Genomic DNA, 14,880 nt, shown 5'->3' with positions numbered 1-14,880 from the left:
CGGTGAGAGGGGAACGGAAATGGCACGACGGCTCCGGTGCATCGGTACCAACTCCGGCAACAGCGGCTGCCCGACCCTGTACGAGGACCTGGACAGCGGGGAGGTCCTCGTCCAGGGCGACGCGGTGACCGATCCCGACGACGTCGCCCAGCTTCGGAACGTCAGGGCCGGGGAAAGCTTCGTGATTGTTCCGCGCGTGCTGTTGGCGGACTTCGCACCGAAGGAGGCCGAGAGGGTTCCCGTGATGATCAGCTTCGAAGAGTTCGAGTCCATGTTCGAGACGTGCGAGCACAGCGCGTGGCGTCTGGAGTCCCGTAGCCGCTATGCCTCCGACGAAGAGACCGAGACATACCGGCGCTTCGCGTGCGGCGAGGACTCCGGCTGGGACCTGGACGACCCCTGGTGCGTGGTGCGCCGCGAACAGACGGCCCTGGGCAAGCGGTTCGAGCGGGTACGTGTCGTGGACAGCCCCCCGTCGGTCGGACAGCGCTACCTGCTCGACAACGCGCGCCGGAACAGCGCGGTGGGAGAGGACATCCGCAACCTGTGGCGCGCCGACGCGGCGCGTCTCCAACTGCCGGAGGACGACTTCTGGCTGTTCGACTCCCGAGTCATCGCCCGCCTGCACTTCGATGACGCGGATCAGCTCACCGGAGTCGAGCTGATCACCGATCCCGTGGAGATCTCACGTGCCTGCCAGGTACGGGACGCCGCCTGGCACCACGCCGTTCCCTACGGACAGTTCGCGGAACAGATGCCGTCGGGCGAGTGACTTCCGACTTCCAACAAGCACGCGTGGCCCTCGGTGTGCGGCTCCGTGAGCTGCGCACCGACCGGCGTCTCACGGGGCGGCAGCTGGCGGCACGACTGGGCTGGACGCAGTCCAAGGTCAGCAAGCTGGAGACCGGGCGGCAGACCGCGACGGCGGACGATCTGCTGGCATGGGCCGGGGGCACGGGCCACCCGCAGGTGGCAGAGGAGCTGATCACCAGACTGAGAAGTCTGGAGTCACGTTCCCGGGCGTGGCGCAGACAACTGGCCGCAGGACACAGACCGGTCCAGGACGCGCTCACTGTGCAGTACGAGCGCTCCAGGAGGATCCGCGGCTGGGAGAGCTCCATGGTTGCCGGGATGCTCCAGACCGCCGAGTACGCCCGCCACGTTTTCACCCGTTACGCGGACCTCCACCAGTCCGTGCGGGACACCGAGGAAGCCGTACGGGCGCGTGTGAGGCGACAGGAGATGCTGTACGAGCCGGGCAGGACGTTCCATATCGTCATGTGGGAGGCAGCGCTCCGGGCCCTGGTGTGCCCTCCCGCCGTGCTTGCCGCGCAACTCGACCGCCTCGCAGGTGTGTTGGGGCTGGACACCGTCTCCCTCGGCATCGTCCCCTTCGGTGCCTCGCTCGGTATTCCTCCGGCCAACGGGTTCTGGCTGTACGACGATCGATTGGTGATCACGGAGGACTGGCACGCCGAACTCTGGCTGGACGACGCGGACAGTGTCGGCGTCTACCGGAAGGTGTGGCAGACGCTCTCCGACTCCGCCGTCTACGGGGCCGACGCCCACCGCGTGATCGCTCGCGCCAGGCGGGCGCTCGACACCGCCTGAGAATCCTTCGGAAGATCACCGACTGGCCCGCGAAATCCGGCGAATCAGCCCCGACAGGACCGGACTTCCGGTCCTAGCGTCTCCTCATGGACAGTTCGCACCAACTGAGGAGCGCACTCATGGGTGATCCCAAGCACGGCGGCGGCACCGGATCGGGGCAGGGCGGCAGCCAGCAGGACGACAGCAGCTCCGGCGCCAAGCATGGAGGCGGCGGCTCCGGTGACGGCGATGTGAACCGCGACGACAGCCGGCCCACCGAGCGGTGAGCGAGCGACACGTGACGGAGGCCGGCCCGGAGGGGCTGGCCTCCCGGCTCATGGACATGAAGGTTCTTACGCCTGACTGGCTCCCGGCCTATCGGGCCGTGCCCAGAGAAGCGTTCGTTCCTGACCTGATCTGGCCGGGTGTGACCGACGGCACCGGAGGCGCGGAGGCCATCGACCGCCGCACGGACCCCGCAGCCTGGTTCCGGGCGGTGTACTCGGATGTATCCCTCACCACCCAGTGGGACGACGGGGCGCACACCGGGAGCCGCCGGGGGAAGAACCCGAGCTGTTCCAACTCCCAGCCCTCCATGGTGTTCTCCATGCTGGGGGCGCTGGAAGTGCGCCCGGAGTCCGCCGTCCTGGAGGTGGGAACCGGTACCGGCTGGAACGCGGGTCTGCTGTCCGAGCGGGTCGGTTCCCACAACGTGGTGACGGTGGAGTGCGACCCGCGAAGCGCGCTCACCGCCCACGCTCGGCTGGATGCCGCCGGATACAGCCCGGCGGCCATCGTCGGGGACGGCTCCCTGGGCTGGCCGCCACGTGCTCCGTATGACCGGGTGCTCATCACTGCCTCGCTCCGCGAGATCCCGGCGGAGATCATCGGACAGACCGAGCCCGGCGGGCTCATCGTCTGCCCGTACGCCACGGAGTACGGAGGGGAGGCCGTCGTCCGGCTCACCGTCCGGGAGGACGGCGGCGCCGGCGGTCCGTTCATCGGGCCGTCCGCGTTCATGCGCCTCCGTCGGCAGCGCACGTTCCGGACTGACACGCGGGAGTACCTGCGCGGGCCCTGGCCGGCCGGTGGACGCCGTACGGAGACGGGGCTCTCCCCGGAGGCCGTGGGCGACTGGCTCCCGATGTTCGCCATCGGACTCCAGACACGGGGGATGTTTCCCTGGGCTCAGCATTACGCGGACGGTTCCTACACCCTGTGGCTCCGCGACACGGCCGTGACGTCGTGGGCCACAGTCGACTATGAACCGGGCAGGGACACGTTCGAGGTCTACGAGGGCGGACCGCGTGATCTGTGGAGTGAGCTCACCGCCGCGTACGTCTGGTGGGACGACCAGGGTCGCCCGGGGTTCGAGCGCTTCGGACTGACCCTGGGACCGGACGGCACGCCGTGGGCCTGGCTCGACTCCCCGGAGCATCCGGTCCCCGCCGTCGGATAGCACAGACGCTCGGCCCCGACCCGCCCCGCCGGCCTCGCGCCCTACCGCGGAAGGCGGGCCGGTCCTCCGAGCGGCCGGGGGAACTGGGCGGCGCGGGCCGGGACAGAGGGGCGGTTACTGTCGGGGCATGCAGCACCAGTCCGCCCCCGTCCCCCCGGCCCCGCCCGCTCCCGAGCTGTTCACCTGGGAGTTCGCCACCGATCCGTACCCCGCCTACGCCTGGCTGCGCGAGCACGCGCCCGTGCACAGGACCACGCTGCCCAGTGGGGTCGAGGCATGGCTCGTGACGCGGTACGTGGATGCCCGGCAGGCCCTCGCCGACGCACGGCTCTCCAAGAACCCCACGCATCACGCCGAGCCGGCGCACGCCAAGGGGAAGACGGGCATTCCCGGCGAGCGCAAGGCGGAGCTGATGACACATCTGCTCAATATCGATCCGCCCGATCACACCCGGCTGCGACGGCTCGTGTCCAAGGCGTTCACGCCCCGCCGCGTGGCCGAATTCGCGCCGCGCGTGCAGGAGTTGACCGACCGGCTCATCGACGGCTTCGCCGCGAAGGGCGAGGCGGACCTCATCCATGACTTCGCGTTCCCGCTCCCCATCTACGCGATCTGCGATCTGCTCGGGGTGCCGCGCGAGGACCAGGACGACTTCCGCGACTGGGCGGGCATGATGATCCGGCACGCGGGCGGCCCGCGGGGCGGAGTCGGGCGCTCCGTCAAGAAGATGCGGGGCTATCTCGCCGACCTCATCCACCGCAAGAGGGCGGACCCCGGCGACGATCTGATCTCCGGCCTCATCCGGGCCGGCGACCACGGGGAACATCTCACCGAGAACGAGGCCGCGGCGATGGCCTTCATCATCCTCTTCGCCGGTTTCGAGACGACCGTGAACCTCATCGGCAACGGCATGTTCGCGCTGCTGCGCCACCCCGAGCAGCGCGCGCTGCTCCAGCGCTCGCTCGGAGCGGGGGAGACCGGTCTGCTCGCGACGGGGGTCGAGGAGCTGCTCCGGTACGACGGTCCCGTGGAGCTGGCGACCTGGCGCTTCGCGACCGAGCCGCTGACGCTCGGCGGGCAGCGGATCGCGACGGGCGATCCGGTGCTGGTCGTCCTGGCCGCCGCCGACCGTGACCCCGAGCGCTTCACGGATCCGGACACGCTCGACCTCTCCCGGCGTGACAATCAGCACCTGGGCTACGGACACGGCATCCACTACTGCCTCGGCGCGCCGCTCGCCCGGGTGGAGGGGCAGACGGCGCTCGCCACCCTGCTGACCCGGCTGCCCGATGTGCGGCTTGCGGGAGATCCTGCCGATTTGCGGTGGCGTGGAGGGCTCATCATGCGTGGATTGCGCACGCTTCCGGTGCAGTTCACGCCATTGTCCGACTGAAGGTTTACTGACGACCCGTCAAGACTGTGACTTTCACGTGATCTCCGCTGCATCGACTTGTGACAGCAGTTCGAGTACCGCTACGTTCTCGAAAACTCAGCCGCCACACGCAGTAGTCGAAACATCAGTCACACGGAAGGCAATCGCATGCGCTCCGGGAACGGCCGACACCGTCGACCTCGCCAGGCCCCCGCTCTGATCGTCGCGGCAGGGGTGACCGGCTCCGCGATCGCCATTCCGCTGCTCGGCGCCACGGGTGCCGGCGCGGCGGACGCCTCCACCTGGGACCGCGTCGCCGAGTGCGAGAGCGGCGGCATGTGGAGCGCCGACCTCAAGAACGGCTACTACGGCGGACTCCAGATCTCCCAGGAGACCTGGGACGACTTCGGCGGCGCGGAGTACGCGGCCAGCGCCGACCTCGCCAGCAGATCGCAGCAGATCGCGATAGCCGAGAAGATCCTCGACGCGCAGGGGCCGAAGGCGTGGGCCAGCTGCGCCGCGATCTCGGGGCTGACGGCGGGCAGCGCCGCGCCGGGCGTGGACCCCGGTACGACGCCCGAGGCGGAACGGGGGACGACACCCGAGTCGTCCGGGACCCCCAAGCCCTCCGAGACGTCAGGGAAGACCGAGACGTCCAAGCCGTCCAAGCCTTCCGGGTCCTCCGACGCGTCCGAGACGTCCGGGGCGTCAGGGAAGGCCGGGGACGCCGACGCGCCCTCGGACAGCTCCGCGTCCACCCCGGACGGGACCGCGCCCGACGACGCGACCCCCGCCCCCTCCGAGTCCTCCGGCGCCTCCGGCTCCGCCGATGACGCGGAGGCCGACGACGCCGCCAAGGGCAAGCACCGTGGCGACGCCGCCCCGGAGGATTCCGTACCGGGCAATTCGGGTGAAGAGCGTGAATCCGGCCGACATGCCTCGCGAGGTGACGGATCGGCACGTCACGCGGGCGGCGCGACGGACGGAACGGAAGGCGCGGACGCGGCGGAGGGCGAGTACACCGTCCGCGTGGGCGACTGCCTTTGGCTCATCGCCGACGAGCGCGAGGTGCCCGGCGGGTGGTCCGCGCTCTACGAGGCGAACAAGGACACCGTCGGCGCCGACCCCGACCTGATCCTTCCTGGCCAGACCCTTGATCTCGGCGTGAAGTAGAGGCAGTTAGAGACCCTATGTCCACTTCTGCGAAAGTGAGACAAGGGTCTCTTTGCCGCAACTGGGGTCTTTTGGCCCGCCGGTTGGGCCGCTTCCTCTCCCACCTGCGTAAATGAGATCGCTCCAGGGGGAGGTAAGGGCGATTTTTCCTTGATGTGCATCTTTGAACAACGGGCAGACCTGTGATTACGGTCTGAACCGCTCGCACCGCGGGCCCCGTCGACCGTCACGCCGAATCCTGCCGTCGGTCGGGGGGAGTAACCGACGCGTCAAGCGCCGTAGGCAGGAGCGGGGGACCCAAAGGTTCGCGCCGGGCTCCGGCCGTCGAGAGACGGCCGAGGACCGGCTTGGGGTGAAGCCTTGTGCGCCAGAGCACAAGGCCGGGCAACTCACTTGGCCCGAACCCGACAGCTGACCTCGTAGGCGTCGGTGAGGAGATGTTCCATGCTGCTGCGTTCCAGCAAGGCCAAGCACCGCCGCCCGTCGAAGGCCGTCCGCTACGCCACGCTCGCCGGCGTCACCGGTGCCGCCGTCGCCGCCCCGCTGATCGGTGCGACCTCGGCCACCGCCGCGACCGCCTCCGAGTGGGACAAGGTCGCGCAGTGCGAGTCCGGGGGCAACTGGTCCATCAACACCCAAAACGGCTTCTACGGCGGCCTCCAGTTCACGCCGTCCACCTGGGCCGCCTACGGCGGTACCGCGTACGCCCCCCGCGCCGACCAGGCCAGCAAGTCCCAGCAGATAGCCGTCGCCGAGAAGGTCCTCGCGGGCCAGGGCAAGGGCGCGTGGCCGAACTGCGGCGTGGGCCTGTCCAACGCCGCGTACGACGGCGGCTCGGCCACCGAGAACACCCAGCAGCAGTCGCAGCCGAAGCAGCGGAGCCAGCCGAAGCAGCAGTCGCAGCCGACGCAGCAGTCGCAGCGGGAGACCACGGAGAGCACGCGCGACGCGGCCCAGCCGGCCTCGCGCGGCGAGAGCCGTCCCGCCACGATCAAGAAGGGTGACGGCGAGTACAAGGTCGCGTCCGGCGACACCCTCTCCAAGATCGCCAAGGCCGAGGACGTCAAGGGTGGCTGGAAGAAGCTGTTCGACCTGAACAAGGACATCGTCAGCGACGCCGACGTGATCTACCCGGGCCAGCAGCTCCACCTGAGCTGACCTCCGGGCCCCGGGCCCCGGGCCCTCCGGACCCTCCGGGCCCCCGGGCCCCGGGCCCCGGACCTTCCGGGACCCGGGCCCCGGGCCCCGGACCTTCCGGGACCCGGACCCCGGGCCCCGGACCCCGGGCCCCGGACCTCCGAACCTCCGGACCCCGGGCCCCTGGCCCCACCCGAGACCACCCCGGCCGGGCGCGTAATCCCCCGTACGCGCCGGGCCGGGGTTTCCCGCTGAGGCCCGCCCGCGCGCGGACCGCGGCGGACGCGGCCCCGGCGATGGCGGCCCACGACTCCCGCGGTGCGGGATTCGGGCCTCATTTCGTCTTAGGTGGCGGGCACCGGCCGACCGATGACCCCGCGGCGGTTAGGCTCTTGCCGCAAGGCCAATGAGACCCTGCACTCCAAGCGTCACATCCCAGAAGGAGATGCTCGTGCCGTCCATCGACGTCGTCGTAGCCCGGGAAATCCTCGACTCCCGAGGCAACCCCACGGTCGAGGTCGAGGTCGGCCTCGACGACGGCAGCACGGGTCGTGCTGCTGTCCCCTCCGGTGCCTCCACCGGTGCGTTCGAGGCCCTTGAGCTCCGCGACGGTGACCAGAACCGCTACCAGGGCAAGGGTGTCGAGAAGGCCGTCCTCGCCGTCATCGAGCAGATCGGCCCGGAGCTGGTCGGGTACGACGCCACCGAGCAGCGCCTGATCGACCAGGCCATGTTCGACCTGGACGCCACCCCGGACAAGTCGTCGCTCGGCGCCAACGCCATCCTCGGCGTCTCCCTCGCCGTCGCGCACGCCGCCTCCGAGGCCTCGGACCTCCCGCTCTTCCGCTACCTCGGCGGCCCGAACGCGCACCTGCTGCCCGTTCCGATGATGAACATCCTGAACGGCGGCTCGCACGCCGACTCCAATGTCGACATCCAGGAATTCATGATCGCCCCGATCGGCGCGGAGTCCTTCTCCGAGGCCCTGCGCTGGGGTGCCGAGGTCTACCACACGCTCAAGAAGGTCCTGAAGCAGAAGGGCCTCTCCACCGGCCTCGGCGACGAGGGCGGCTTCGCGCCGAACCTGGAGTCCAACCGCGCCGCGCTCGACCTCATCCTCGAAGCGATCAAGGAGGCCGGTTACGTCCCCGGCCGCGACATCGCGCTCGCGCTCGACGTCGCCGCGTCCGAGTTCTACAAGGACGGTTCGTACGAGTTCGAGGGCAAGTCCCGCTCGGCCGCCGAGCTGACCGAGTACTACGAGGAGCTCGTCGCCGCGTACCCGCTCGTCTCCATCGAGGACCCGCTCTTCGAGGACGACTGGGCCGGCTGGAAGGTCCTCACGGACAAGCTCGGCTCCAAGGTCCAGATCGTCGGCGACGACCTGTTCGTCACCAACCCGGAGCGCCTCGCCCGCGGTATCGAGGAGGGCTCGGCCAACGCCCTGCTCGTCAAGGTCAACCAGATCGGTTCGCTGACCGAGACCCTGGACGCCGTCGAGCTGGCCCAGCGCAACGGCTTCAAGTGCATGATGTCCCACCGCTCCGGTGAGACCGAGGACGTCACCATCGCCGACCTCGCCGTCGCCACCAACTGCGGCCAGATCAAGACCGGCGCCCCGGCCCGCTCCGAGCGCGTCGCCAAGTACAACCAGCTGCTGCGCATCGAGGAGATCCTCGACGACGCGGCGGTGTACGCGGGCCGCAGCGCGTTCCCGCGGTTCCGTTCCGCCTGATCCTGAACCTGTGGATATGAGGGCGAGGGGCGGCTCCGCCCGTCGTCCGTACGTCCCCGGTCGCGGTCCCGTACCGTGTCCGGGGACGTACGTACAACAGGGGACGTAACAGGGGAGGCGAGCCATGGCCGGGAACCGGGACCGGTTCTCCACCGCGACCAGGCTGCGACTGCTCGGCGAGCAGACGGCCGCCCGGGTCTACCGCTCGCAGAACCGCAGGCAGGACCGCCGCTCCCGGCTCACCGGCCGGGCCGCCTTCCTCGCCCTGGTCGTGTGCACACTGGTGGTGGCGCTCGCGTATCCGATGCGGCAGTACGTGTCGCAGCGGAACGAGATCGCCGACCAGGAGCGGCTGGCCCGCGAGGCGAAGCAGCGGGTCGAGGAGCTGCGCGACGAGAAGGCGCGGCTCCAGGACGACGCGTATATCCAGCGGCTGGCCCGGCAGCATCTGCATTACGTGATGCCGGGGGAGACCGGCTACACCGTGATCGACCCGGACGTTCGCGAGCAGCGCCGCGAGGAGCGGGGGGCGACGGACCGCCCCTGGTACTCGAACGTGCTGGACGGCGTGGACAACGCGGACCGCCAGGACAGATAGCCGACGGCGGCCGGGCAGCACAGAACACCGTCAGATCATCCGAGAATCACCCGAGAACCGCGGAACACCCGAGAACCGCGGAACACCCGAGAACCGCGGAACACCCGAGAACCGCAGAACATACATAGGCAGGCATGGACACGCCCCCTCCGCAGACCGCACGCACGGAACCCACCGACGCGGACGTCGCGGCATTCAAAGAACAGCTCGGCCGCCCGCCGCGCGGCCTGCGCGCCATCGCGCACCGCTGCCCCTGCGGTCAGCCGGACGTGGTCGAGACCGCCCCGCGGCTCCCCGACGGCACGCCCTTCCCGACGACGTACTACCTGACCTGCCCGCGCGCGGCCTCGGCCATCGGCACGCTGGAGGCGAACGGCGTCATGAAGGAGATGACCGAGCGCCTCGCGACCGACCCCGAGCTGGCCGCCGCGTACCGCGCGGCCCACGAGGACTACCTCGCGCGCCGCGACGCCATCGAGGTCCTGGAGGGCTTCCCGAGCGCCGGCGGCATGCCGGACCGGGTGAAGTGCCTGCATGTCCTGGTCGGCCACTCGCTGGCGGCCGGGCCCGGGGTGAACCCGCTGGGCGACGAGGCGATCGCGATGCTGCCGGAGTGGTGGGCGAAGGGCCCGTGCGTGACGCCGTGCGGGTCCGACCCCTCCGGCGCCGAGGGGGATGCCGAGGGGGGTACGGAATGACCAGGGTCGCCGCCATCGACTGCGGTACGAACTCGATCCGCCTGCTCGTCGCCGACGCACACCCCGAGACGGGCGAACTGGTCGACCTGGACCGCCGGATGAAGATCGTCCGCCTCGGCCAGGGCGTGGACAGGACGGGCCGGCTCGCCCCCGAGGCGCTGGAACGTACCTTCGCCGCCTGCCGCGAGTACGCCGCCGTCATCAAGGAACACGGCGCCGAGCGCGTCCGCTTCGTCGCCACCTCCGCCTCGCGCGACGCGGAGAACCGCGACGAGTTCGTCGGCGGGGTCCTGGACCTCCTGGGCGTGGAGCCCGAGGTGATCACCGGCGACCAGGAGGCGGCGTACTCCTTCACCGGCGCGACGAAGGAACTGGGCCCGGCGGACGGGGACAGCTACCTGGTCGTGGACATCGGCGGGGGCTCCACCGAGTTCGTCGTCGGCGACGACCAGGTGCGCGCCGCGCGCTCCGTGGACATCGGCTGCGTACGGCTGACCGAACGCCACCTCGTACGGGACGGCGTCGTCAGCGACCCGCCCACGGAGCCGCAGATCACCGCGATCCGCGCCGACATCGAGGCGGCCCTCGACCTGGCCGAACAGACGGTTCCGCTGCGCGAGGCCCGCACTCTGGTCGGACTGGCCGGTTCCGTGACCACGGTCGCCGCGATCGCGCTCGGCCTGACCGAGTACGACTCCGCCGCGATCCACCACTCCGTGATCCGGTACGACCAGGTCCAGGAGATCACCACCCGCCTGCTCCACGCCACGCACGCGCAGCGCGCCGCGATCCCCGTCATGCACCCGGGCCGGGTGGACGTCATCGGCGCGGGCGCCCTCGTACTCCTCGCGATCATGGAACGGACCGGGGCCCAGGAGGTCGTGGTCAGCGAACACGACATCCTGGACGGGATCGCCTGGGCGGCGGCGACCGCCGGATGAAGGCCATGCACGAGTTCCTCGACACAACGGACCTGCCGTGGCGGGACGTTGACGGCCACCCGGGCGTGACGGAACGGGTGCTCAGCGCGGCGCCGGGCGACGGGGGAGAGCTGACTCGTCTCGCGCGCTGGGCGCCGGGGCTGGACACCTCCGAGGCGGGGGTCATCCGGCACGAGTACTTCGAAGAGGTCTACCTCCTCGAAGGCGAACTGCACGACCTGACGCTGGGCGCCACCTTCACGGCGGGCCACTACGCGTCACGCCCGCCGGGAATGCCGCACGGCCCGTACCGGACGGATACGGGCTGCACGATGCTGGAGATCCGCTACCGGCCGACGGTGTCGCCGGTGTGAGTGGTGGCGAAGGCCACGAAGTCGGTCCAGGCGTGGGGGGTGACGGTGAGGTGGGGGAGGTGGGGGGCTTTGCTGTCACGGATGGGGACGAGGTTGTGGGCGTGGGCGTAGGAGGGGGACCACTCGACGCAGTTGCCGCCGTCACCGTTGCTGTAGGTGGACTTGACCCACGCGGTGGGGACGGAGTTGGGGTTCACAGTGTCTCCATCTGATTTCTAATGAAGGCAGCGCTCTCCCGTGCTGAAAGCGCCTCGCTGGTCAAGTCATCGTAGGCGCGTACGGCCGTCCGGACATGTTCAGGATCTTCGTTGATGTCCGCAGTACGGAACGCGTCAACACAGACTACTGTCACATGATTTGGCGCTGTCAGAAACGTGATGGGCCCATCGATAAGCAGATGTGGTTCGGCATCGAGTGGCAGTACTTGAAGGCGAGTGGTCTGGCGTTCTGCTTGGCCCAGGAGCACTGCCAGTTGCTCGCGCATCGCGTCGCGACTCACGATGCGACGCCCGATCACGGACGCACACAGCACTACGCGAACATTCGGTGGAGCGTCGCCCCGTAGAAGCCCCTGACGAGCGAGTCGTGCACGCATCAGTCCTGCGATCTCATCCTCGGTCGCCCGTGGGTTGTTGGCCCGAAACAGTGCGCGGGCGTACTCGGCGGTCTGAAAGAGACCGGGGATGATCGTGGGGGACCACTCCCAGATACCAATGGCCTCCCGCTCCAGGCTCATGCGGCGCCGGTACAGGGCTGGGAAGGATCGCGAAACCACCTCTTCGTACAGCCGCTTGAATTGCCCGTCCGTCTCAAAGATCTGGTCGAACATGGCGGGCAAGTTGCTGGCGATCGGGGGGACTCCGCGTTCGATGCGGCTGATAGTGGATTTCGACGTACGCGCCTTCTTCGCCAGGTCCGACTGCGACAGCCTGCCGGCCGCTCGCAGTTCGCGAGCGTTGCGCAACGCCTCGCCGAATGCCTCCCGGGGACTCCTCACCGGTTCGTCAACATCGCGTCGCTCTGTCATGCGAAACCTCCTTGACCACTGACCTGAGACTCGACGTCACTCGTCGTATCCGTGCAGGTCAAGGCACGTGGAGGCGCGCCAGTGAGACCAATGCGCAGGTCGGACGGTGAACCGCTTCCCAACGTAGCGCGGCACATCGCACTCTGAACACGGTTCGTAACTAATCGTAAGAAGGGTGAGGTCTGGTGGATCCGACCGAAGACGCGACCGAGGACTTCTGGCGGCTCGTGCCGGAGTGGGTACCGCGTGACGGATACGCGACAGCAACCCCCGCGCTCATGCGCGAAGTTGAGGCCGGACTGATGCGGCGGTTGTCCGATGGCGACTAGCGAGGCTCGACGGCTGCTGTCCCTGCTGATCGCCACGTTCGGCGCGGACGGCGCGCTCCTTGTGTGGAAGGACCCGGTCGGCGGGGAGGGTACGGGCGAGACGCCGCCCGGCGACGGGCCTCCTGGTGGGTCGCCGGAAGAACTCAGGGCGCGGGTGGCGGAACGCAACAAGTGGAGCAGCAGGGGTGGATTGTGAGGCGCGCGTGGCGCTGGTTCGCGGGCGCGCTCTCCGTCCCCGTACGGCTCGTGAGCCCACGCCGACGGCGTGCCCACCGGGAGTACAAGCGCTGGGAAGCGCTGTTCGCCTACCGGGAGCCGGACGAAGCGGCTCTGTACGAGCGGATCTTCGGCTATCCGCCGCCGGGGGCGAGGAAGCGCGAATGACGCGCGTCGCCGCCATCGTGGTCACGATCGGCGCGAGCCTCTGGGTGATTGCGGTGGCGGCCATGCTGGGTCGGCTGTGAGCGAGGGGTAGTCGGGGTGGGCCCCACCCGACACCACACCCTCCGGCCCACCCCGGCTACCCCTCGGTCGTGACCCGCAGTCGAAAAGCTTCCCCCACCAGCGGGGCATGAGCCCCAACCGCTCACCCCCCACCCCCACCCCCACCCCCCACCCGCCGACGGCTCATGCAGGCTGCTCGTTCTGGGCGAAGAAGTTGATCATGTCCTCAAGCGTGCCGTGGGCAGAGGTTTCCGCTTCCTCCTCGGCGATCGCCGTACTGCGAGGGAGCATCGCCTGCTCGTATTCCGTGAGAGCGGCCTCGATGTCGCCGGGGTGCGCGGCGAGGGCCGTGCCCAGTTCGGCGCCGTCCAGCATGGCCAGGTTGGCGCCTTCGCCGTTCGGGGGGATGAGGTGGGCGGCGTCGCCGAGCAGGGTTACCCCCGGCACTCGGTCCCACCGGTGCCCGACCGGCAGCGTGTAGTGGGGGCGCAGGACCGGTGCCGTATCGCTGTCGGTGATCAGCGCGGTCAGCTCCGGGGCCCAGCCGTCGAACTCCTGGGCGACCCGTGCGGCGGTCGCGGCGGGATCGGTGAAGTCGATCGCGGCGAACCAGTCCAGCGGCCTGTACAGCATGACGTAGGTGTGGAGGGTCTCGCCCTTCTCCCGGTGAGCCGCGAGCTGCGTCCCACTCGTATCGAGCGCGAACATCGACCCGTCGCCGACCGCCTTCGCGGCGGCGGGGTGCCGGGTGTCGGCGTCGAACAGGTAGGTCTCGACGAACGACATGCCGGAGTACTCGGGGGTGGCGCCGGAGAGCAGCGGCCGGACCCGTGACCACGCGCCGTCCGCGCCGACCAGCAGGTTCGTGACGACGGTGCCGCCGTCGGCGAAGGTCACCTCGTGGTGGCCCTCGCCGAGGGCGCGGACGCCGCTGACCTTGTGGCCCCACCGGACGGTGCCGGGCGGGAGCGAGTCGAGCAGGATCTGCCGCAGGTCGCCGCGCTGCACCTCGGGGCGTCCGCCCGTGCCGTCGTCGGCCTGGTCGAACTGGACTGTCCCGTCCCGGTCGAGGATCCGTATCGCCTCGCGGCCCTCCAGGACGATGCCGCGGAACTCGTCCATCAGGTCGGCCGCCCGGACGGCCAGTTGGCCGTTGTAGTCGTGGATGTCGAGCATCCCGCCCTGCGCGCGCGCCGTCGGTGAGGTCTCCGCCTCGTAGACCGTGGCCGGGATGCCGTGGACGTGCAGGACGCGGGCGAGCGTGAGGCCGCCGAGTCCGGCGCCGATGATCGTGACGCCATTGATCATGTCGATTCCCTGTCTGTCGCACGCCTGCCGGCCGGGTGCCCAGCAGGATCTTCGGCAAGGCTTCAGCCCTCCGCCGACAAACGGCCGACACCGAACCGACATCACCGGCATTTGGCCGACACCGCGCCCCGCACGGCCGGGGGTGCGTCAGATGCCGAACGGTGCGGCGTAGCGGACGGTCCCGCCGGGCAGCGGGTGGTCGGCGTCGAGGGTGAGGGCCATCAGGGCCTCGTCGGGAACGTCGATGCTCAGGCCGATGCCGTGCGCGGAGGCGCGGGTGAAGCCGAACCGGGGGTAGTAGGCCGGGTGTCCCAGGACGACGACGTGGTACTCGCCCCTGTCCTTGGCCGCTTTGAGGGCGGCGATGACGGCCGCGGAGCCGGCGCCGCTCCTCTGCCGCTCGGGCCGGACGGCGCACGGCGCCAGGCACAGGGCAGGGGTGGCGCCGATGTGGCAACGCGTCAGCAGGGCGTGGCCGACGGGGCGGCCGTTCCCGTCCGCGGAGACGAGGGAAAGGCCCTCGATCCACGCGTCGGCGTCGGCACGCAGGGCGTCGACGAGGTCGGCCTCCGCCTCGGTATCGAAGGCGGCCAGGATGATCTCTCGGATGGCGGGGATGTCGGCGCGGGTCTCGGCCCGCGTGATCCAGGTGTCGCTCATGAGTGGATGAGGATCCGTTTCGGAGTGGTGATCGTGTGGGCGCCCCGCGAGCTGAC

Annotated in this window: 19 protein-coding genes and 1 riboswitch; of the genes, 15 read left to right on the top strand and 4 right to left on the bottom strand. The window is 69.8% G+C overall.

Annotated elements, in window-relative coordinates; all coding sequences use genetic code 11:
- The first annotated feature begins 19 nt into the window (after positions 1 to 19).
- The 12 genes from ACIOGX_RS18595 (at position 20) to ACIOGX_RS18540 (ending at position 11,056) form a co-directional block, all read left to right on the top strand.
- Positions 20 to 772 (top strand): DUF6879 family protein, encoded by a 753-nt coding sequence (locus ACIOGX_RS18595; protein ID WP_401914408.1) that lies wholly within the window; start codon positions 20 to 22, stop codon positions 770 to 772.
- The gene (locus ACIOGX_RS18590) at positions 769 to 1,611 is read left to right on the top strand and encodes a helix-turn-helix domain-containing protein (RefSeq protein ID WP_401914405.1); all 843 of its coding nucleotides are present in this window, start codon (positions 769 to 771) and stop codon (positions 1,609 to 1,611) included. The genes ACIOGX_RS18595 and ACIOGX_RS18590 overlap by 4 nt, the downstream gene beginning before the upstream one ends.
- Before the next feature lie 119 nt (positions 1,612 to 1,730).
- The gene (locus ACIOGX_RS18585) at positions 1,731 to 1,877 is read left to right on the top strand and encodes a hypothetical protein (protein WP_401914402.1); all 147 of its coding nucleotides are present in this window, start codon (positions 1,731 to 1,733) and stop codon (positions 1,875 to 1,877) included.
- A gap of 98 nt (positions 1,878 to 1,975) precedes the next feature.
- Complete coding sequence (locus ACIOGX_RS18580; RefSeq protein WP_401914400.1) at positions 1,976 to 3,049, top strand: protein-L-isoaspartate(D-aspartate) O-methyltransferase; 1,074 nt, start codon at positions 1,976 to 1,978, stop codon at positions 3,047 to 3,049.
- 127 nt (positions 3,050 to 3,176) lie between these two features.
- Entirely contained in the window at positions 3,177 to 4,442 is a 1,266-nt protein-coding gene (locus ACIOGX_RS18575) for a cytochrome P450 (protein ID WP_356512687.1), read from the top strand.
- A 213-nt stretch (positions 4,443 to 4,655) separates the two neighbouring features.
- Entirely contained in the window at positions 4,656 to 5,594 is a 939-nt protein-coding gene (locus ACIOGX_RS18570) for a transglycosylase family protein (RefSeq protein WP_401914397.1), read from the top strand.
- A gap of 264 nt (positions 5,595 to 5,858) precedes the next feature.
- Positions 5,859 to 6,035, top strand: a riboswitch (cyclic di-AMP (ydaO/yuaA leader).
- 9 nt (positions 6,036 to 6,044) lie between these two features.
- On the top strand, positions 6,045 to 6,752 hold the full coding sequence (locus ACIOGX_RS18565; RefSeq protein ID WP_401915085.1) for a transglycosylase family protein: 708 nt from the start codon (positions 6,045 to 6,047) through the stop codon (positions 6,750 to 6,752).
- A gap of 424 nt (positions 6,753 to 7,176) precedes the next feature.
- On the top strand, positions 7,177 to 8,466 hold the full coding sequence (gene eno, locus ACIOGX_RS18560) for a phosphopyruvate hydratase (protein ID WP_356512691.1): 1,290 nt from the start codon (positions 7,177 to 7,179) through the stop codon (positions 8,464 to 8,466).
- Between the two features lie 124 nt (positions 8,467 to 8,590).
- Positions 8,591 to 9,064 (top strand): septum formation initiator family protein, encoded by a 474-nt coding sequence (locus tag ACIOGX_RS18555; RefSeq protein WP_129769345.1) that lies wholly within the window; start codon positions 8,591 to 8,593, stop codon positions 9,062 to 9,064.
- Between the two features lie 134 nt (positions 9,065 to 9,198).
- Complete coding sequence (locus ACIOGX_RS18550; protein ID WP_401914393.1) at positions 9,199 to 9,762, top strand: DUF501 domain-containing protein; 564 nt, start codon at positions 9,199 to 9,201, stop codon at positions 9,760 to 9,762.
- Complete coding sequence (locus tag ACIOGX_RS18545) at positions 9,759 to 10,703, top strand: exopolyphosphatase (RefSeq protein ID WP_401914390.1); 945 nt, start codon at positions 9,759 to 9,761, stop codon at positions 10,701 to 10,703. The genes ACIOGX_RS18550 and ACIOGX_RS18545 overlap by 4 nt, the downstream gene beginning before the upstream one ends.
- A 5-nt stretch (positions 10,704 to 10,708) precedes the next feature.
- Positions 10,709 to 11,056 (top strand): cupin domain-containing protein, encoded by a 348-nt coding sequence (locus tag ACIOGX_RS18540; protein ID WP_401914387.1) that lies wholly within the window; start codon positions 10,709 to 10,711, stop codon positions 11,054 to 11,056.
- On the opposite strand, the gene ACIOGX_RS18535 is transcribed toward ACIOGX_RS18540, so the two are convergent.
- Positions 11,029 to 11,253, bottom strand: coding sequence for a DUF397 domain-containing protein (locus tag ACIOGX_RS18535; RefSeq protein ID WP_401914385.1), 225 nt, complete (start codon positions 11,251 to 11,253; stop codon positions 11,029 to 11,031). The genes ACIOGX_RS18540 and ACIOGX_RS18535 overlap by 28 nt on opposite strands.
- Positions 11,250 to 12,083 carry a Scr1 family TA system antitoxin-like transcriptional regulator gene (locus tag ACIOGX_RS18530; protein ID WP_401914382.1) on the bottom strand — a complete coding sequence of 278 codons (834 nt, stop codon included), beginning with the start codon at positions 12,081 to 12,083 and terminating at the stop codon, positions 11,250 to 11,252. Before ACIOGX_RS18530 ends, ACIOGX_RS18535 begins: the two co-directional genes overlap by 4 nt.
- Before the next feature lie 185 nt (positions 12,084 to 12,268).
- On the opposite strand from ACIOGX_RS18530, the gene ACIOGX_RS18525 reads away from it, so the two are divergent.
- Genes ACIOGX_RS18525 through ACIOGX_RS18515 form a run of 3 tightly spaced genes read left to right on the top strand, consistent with a single transcriptional unit; the run spans position 12,269 to position 12,796 of the window.
- A complete protein-coding gene (locus ACIOGX_RS18525) occupies positions 12,269 to 12,412 on the top strand; it encodes a hypothetical protein (RefSeq protein WP_165371912.1) in 144 nt (47 codons plus the stop codon).
- A complete protein-coding gene (locus tag ACIOGX_RS18520) occupies positions 12,402 to 12,608 on the top strand; it encodes a hypothetical protein (RefSeq protein WP_356512703.1) in 207 nt (68 codons plus the stop codon). The genes ACIOGX_RS18525 and ACIOGX_RS18520 overlap by 11 nt, the downstream gene beginning before the upstream one ends.
- Entirely contained in the window at positions 12,605 to 12,796 is a 192-nt protein-coding gene (locus tag ACIOGX_RS18515) for a hypothetical protein (protein ID WP_356512705.1), read from the top strand. The genes ACIOGX_RS18520 and ACIOGX_RS18515 overlap by 4 nt, the downstream gene beginning before the upstream one ends.
- A gap of 243 nt (positions 12,797 to 13,039) precedes the next feature.
- On the opposite strand, the gene ACIOGX_RS18510 is transcribed toward ACIOGX_RS18515, so the two are convergent.
- The gene (locus tag ACIOGX_RS18510; protein ID WP_401914379.1) at positions 13,040 to 14,164 is read right to left on the bottom strand and encodes an FAD-dependent oxidoreductase; all 1,125 of its coding nucleotides are present in this window, start codon (positions 14,162 to 14,164) and stop codon (positions 13,040 to 13,042) included.
- A 147-nt stretch (positions 14,165 to 14,311) separates the two neighbouring features.
- Positions 14,312 to 14,824 carry an N-acetyltransferase gene (locus ACIOGX_RS18505; protein ID WP_356512709.1) on the bottom strand — a complete coding sequence of 171 codons (513 nt, stop codon included), beginning with the start codon at positions 14,822 to 14,824 and terminating at the stop codon, positions 14,312 to 14,314.
- Positions 14,825 to 14,880: the final 56 nt, after the last annotated feature.

This window comes from Streptomyces sp. NPDC088147 (assembly GCF_044741565.1).
Taxonomy (GTDB): domain Bacteria; phylum Actinomycetota; class Actinomycetes; order Streptomycetales; family Streptomycetaceae; genus Streptomyces.
This window is presented reverse-complemented; position numbering and strand designations above follow the sequence as displayed.

Excerpts from the sequence above, each read along its gene's own strand:
- ACIOGX_RS18595 (WP_401914408.1), top strand. The coding sequence starts at position 20 with ATGGCACGACGGCTCCGGTGCATCGGTACCAACTCCGGCAACAGCGGC.
- ACIOGX_RS18585 (WP_401914402.1), top strand. The coding sequence starts at position 1,731 with ATGGGTGATCCCAAGCACGGCGGCGGCACCGGATCGGGGCAGGGCGGC.
- ACIOGX_RS18575 (WP_356512687.1), top strand. The coding sequence starts at position 3,177 with ATGCAGCACCAGTCCGCCCCCGTCCCCCCGGCCCCGCCCGCTCCCGAG.
- eno (WP_356512691.1), top strand. The coding sequence starts at position 7,177 with ATGCTCGTGCCGTCCATCGACGTCGTCGTAGCCCGGGAAATCCTCGAC.
- ACIOGX_RS18555 (WP_129769345.1), top strand. The coding sequence starts at position 8,591 with ATGGCCGGGAACCGGGACCGGTTCTCCACCGCGACCAGGCTGCGACTG.
- ACIOGX_RS18550 (WP_401914393.1), top strand. The coding sequence starts at position 9,199 with ATGGACACGCCCCCTCCGCAGACCGCACGCACGGAACCCACCGACGCG.
- ACIOGX_RS18545 (WP_401914390.1), top strand. The coding sequence starts at position 9,759 with ATGACCAGGGTCGCCGCCATCGACTGCGGTACGAACTCGATCCGCCTG.
- ACIOGX_RS18540 (WP_401914387.1), top strand. The coding sequence starts at position 10,709 with ATGCACGAGTTCCTCGACACAACGGACCTGCCGTGGCGGGACGTTGAC.
- ACIOGX_RS18530 (WP_401914382.1), bottom strand. The coding sequence starts at position 12,083 with ATGACAGAGCGACGCGATGTTGACGAACCGGTGAGGAGTCCCCGGGAG.
- ACIOGX_RS18520 (WP_356512703.1), top strand. The coding sequence starts at position 12,402 with ATGGCGACTAGCGAGGCTCGACGGCTGCTGTCCCTGCTGATCGCCACG.
- ACIOGX_RS18510 (WP_401914379.1), bottom strand. The coding sequence starts at position 14,164 with ATGATCAATGGCGTCACGATCATCGGCGCCGGACTCGGCGGCCTCACG.
- ACIOGX_RS18505 (WP_356512709.1), bottom strand. The coding sequence starts at position 14,824 with ATGAGCGACACCTGGATCACGCGGGCCGAGACCCGCGCCGACATCCCC.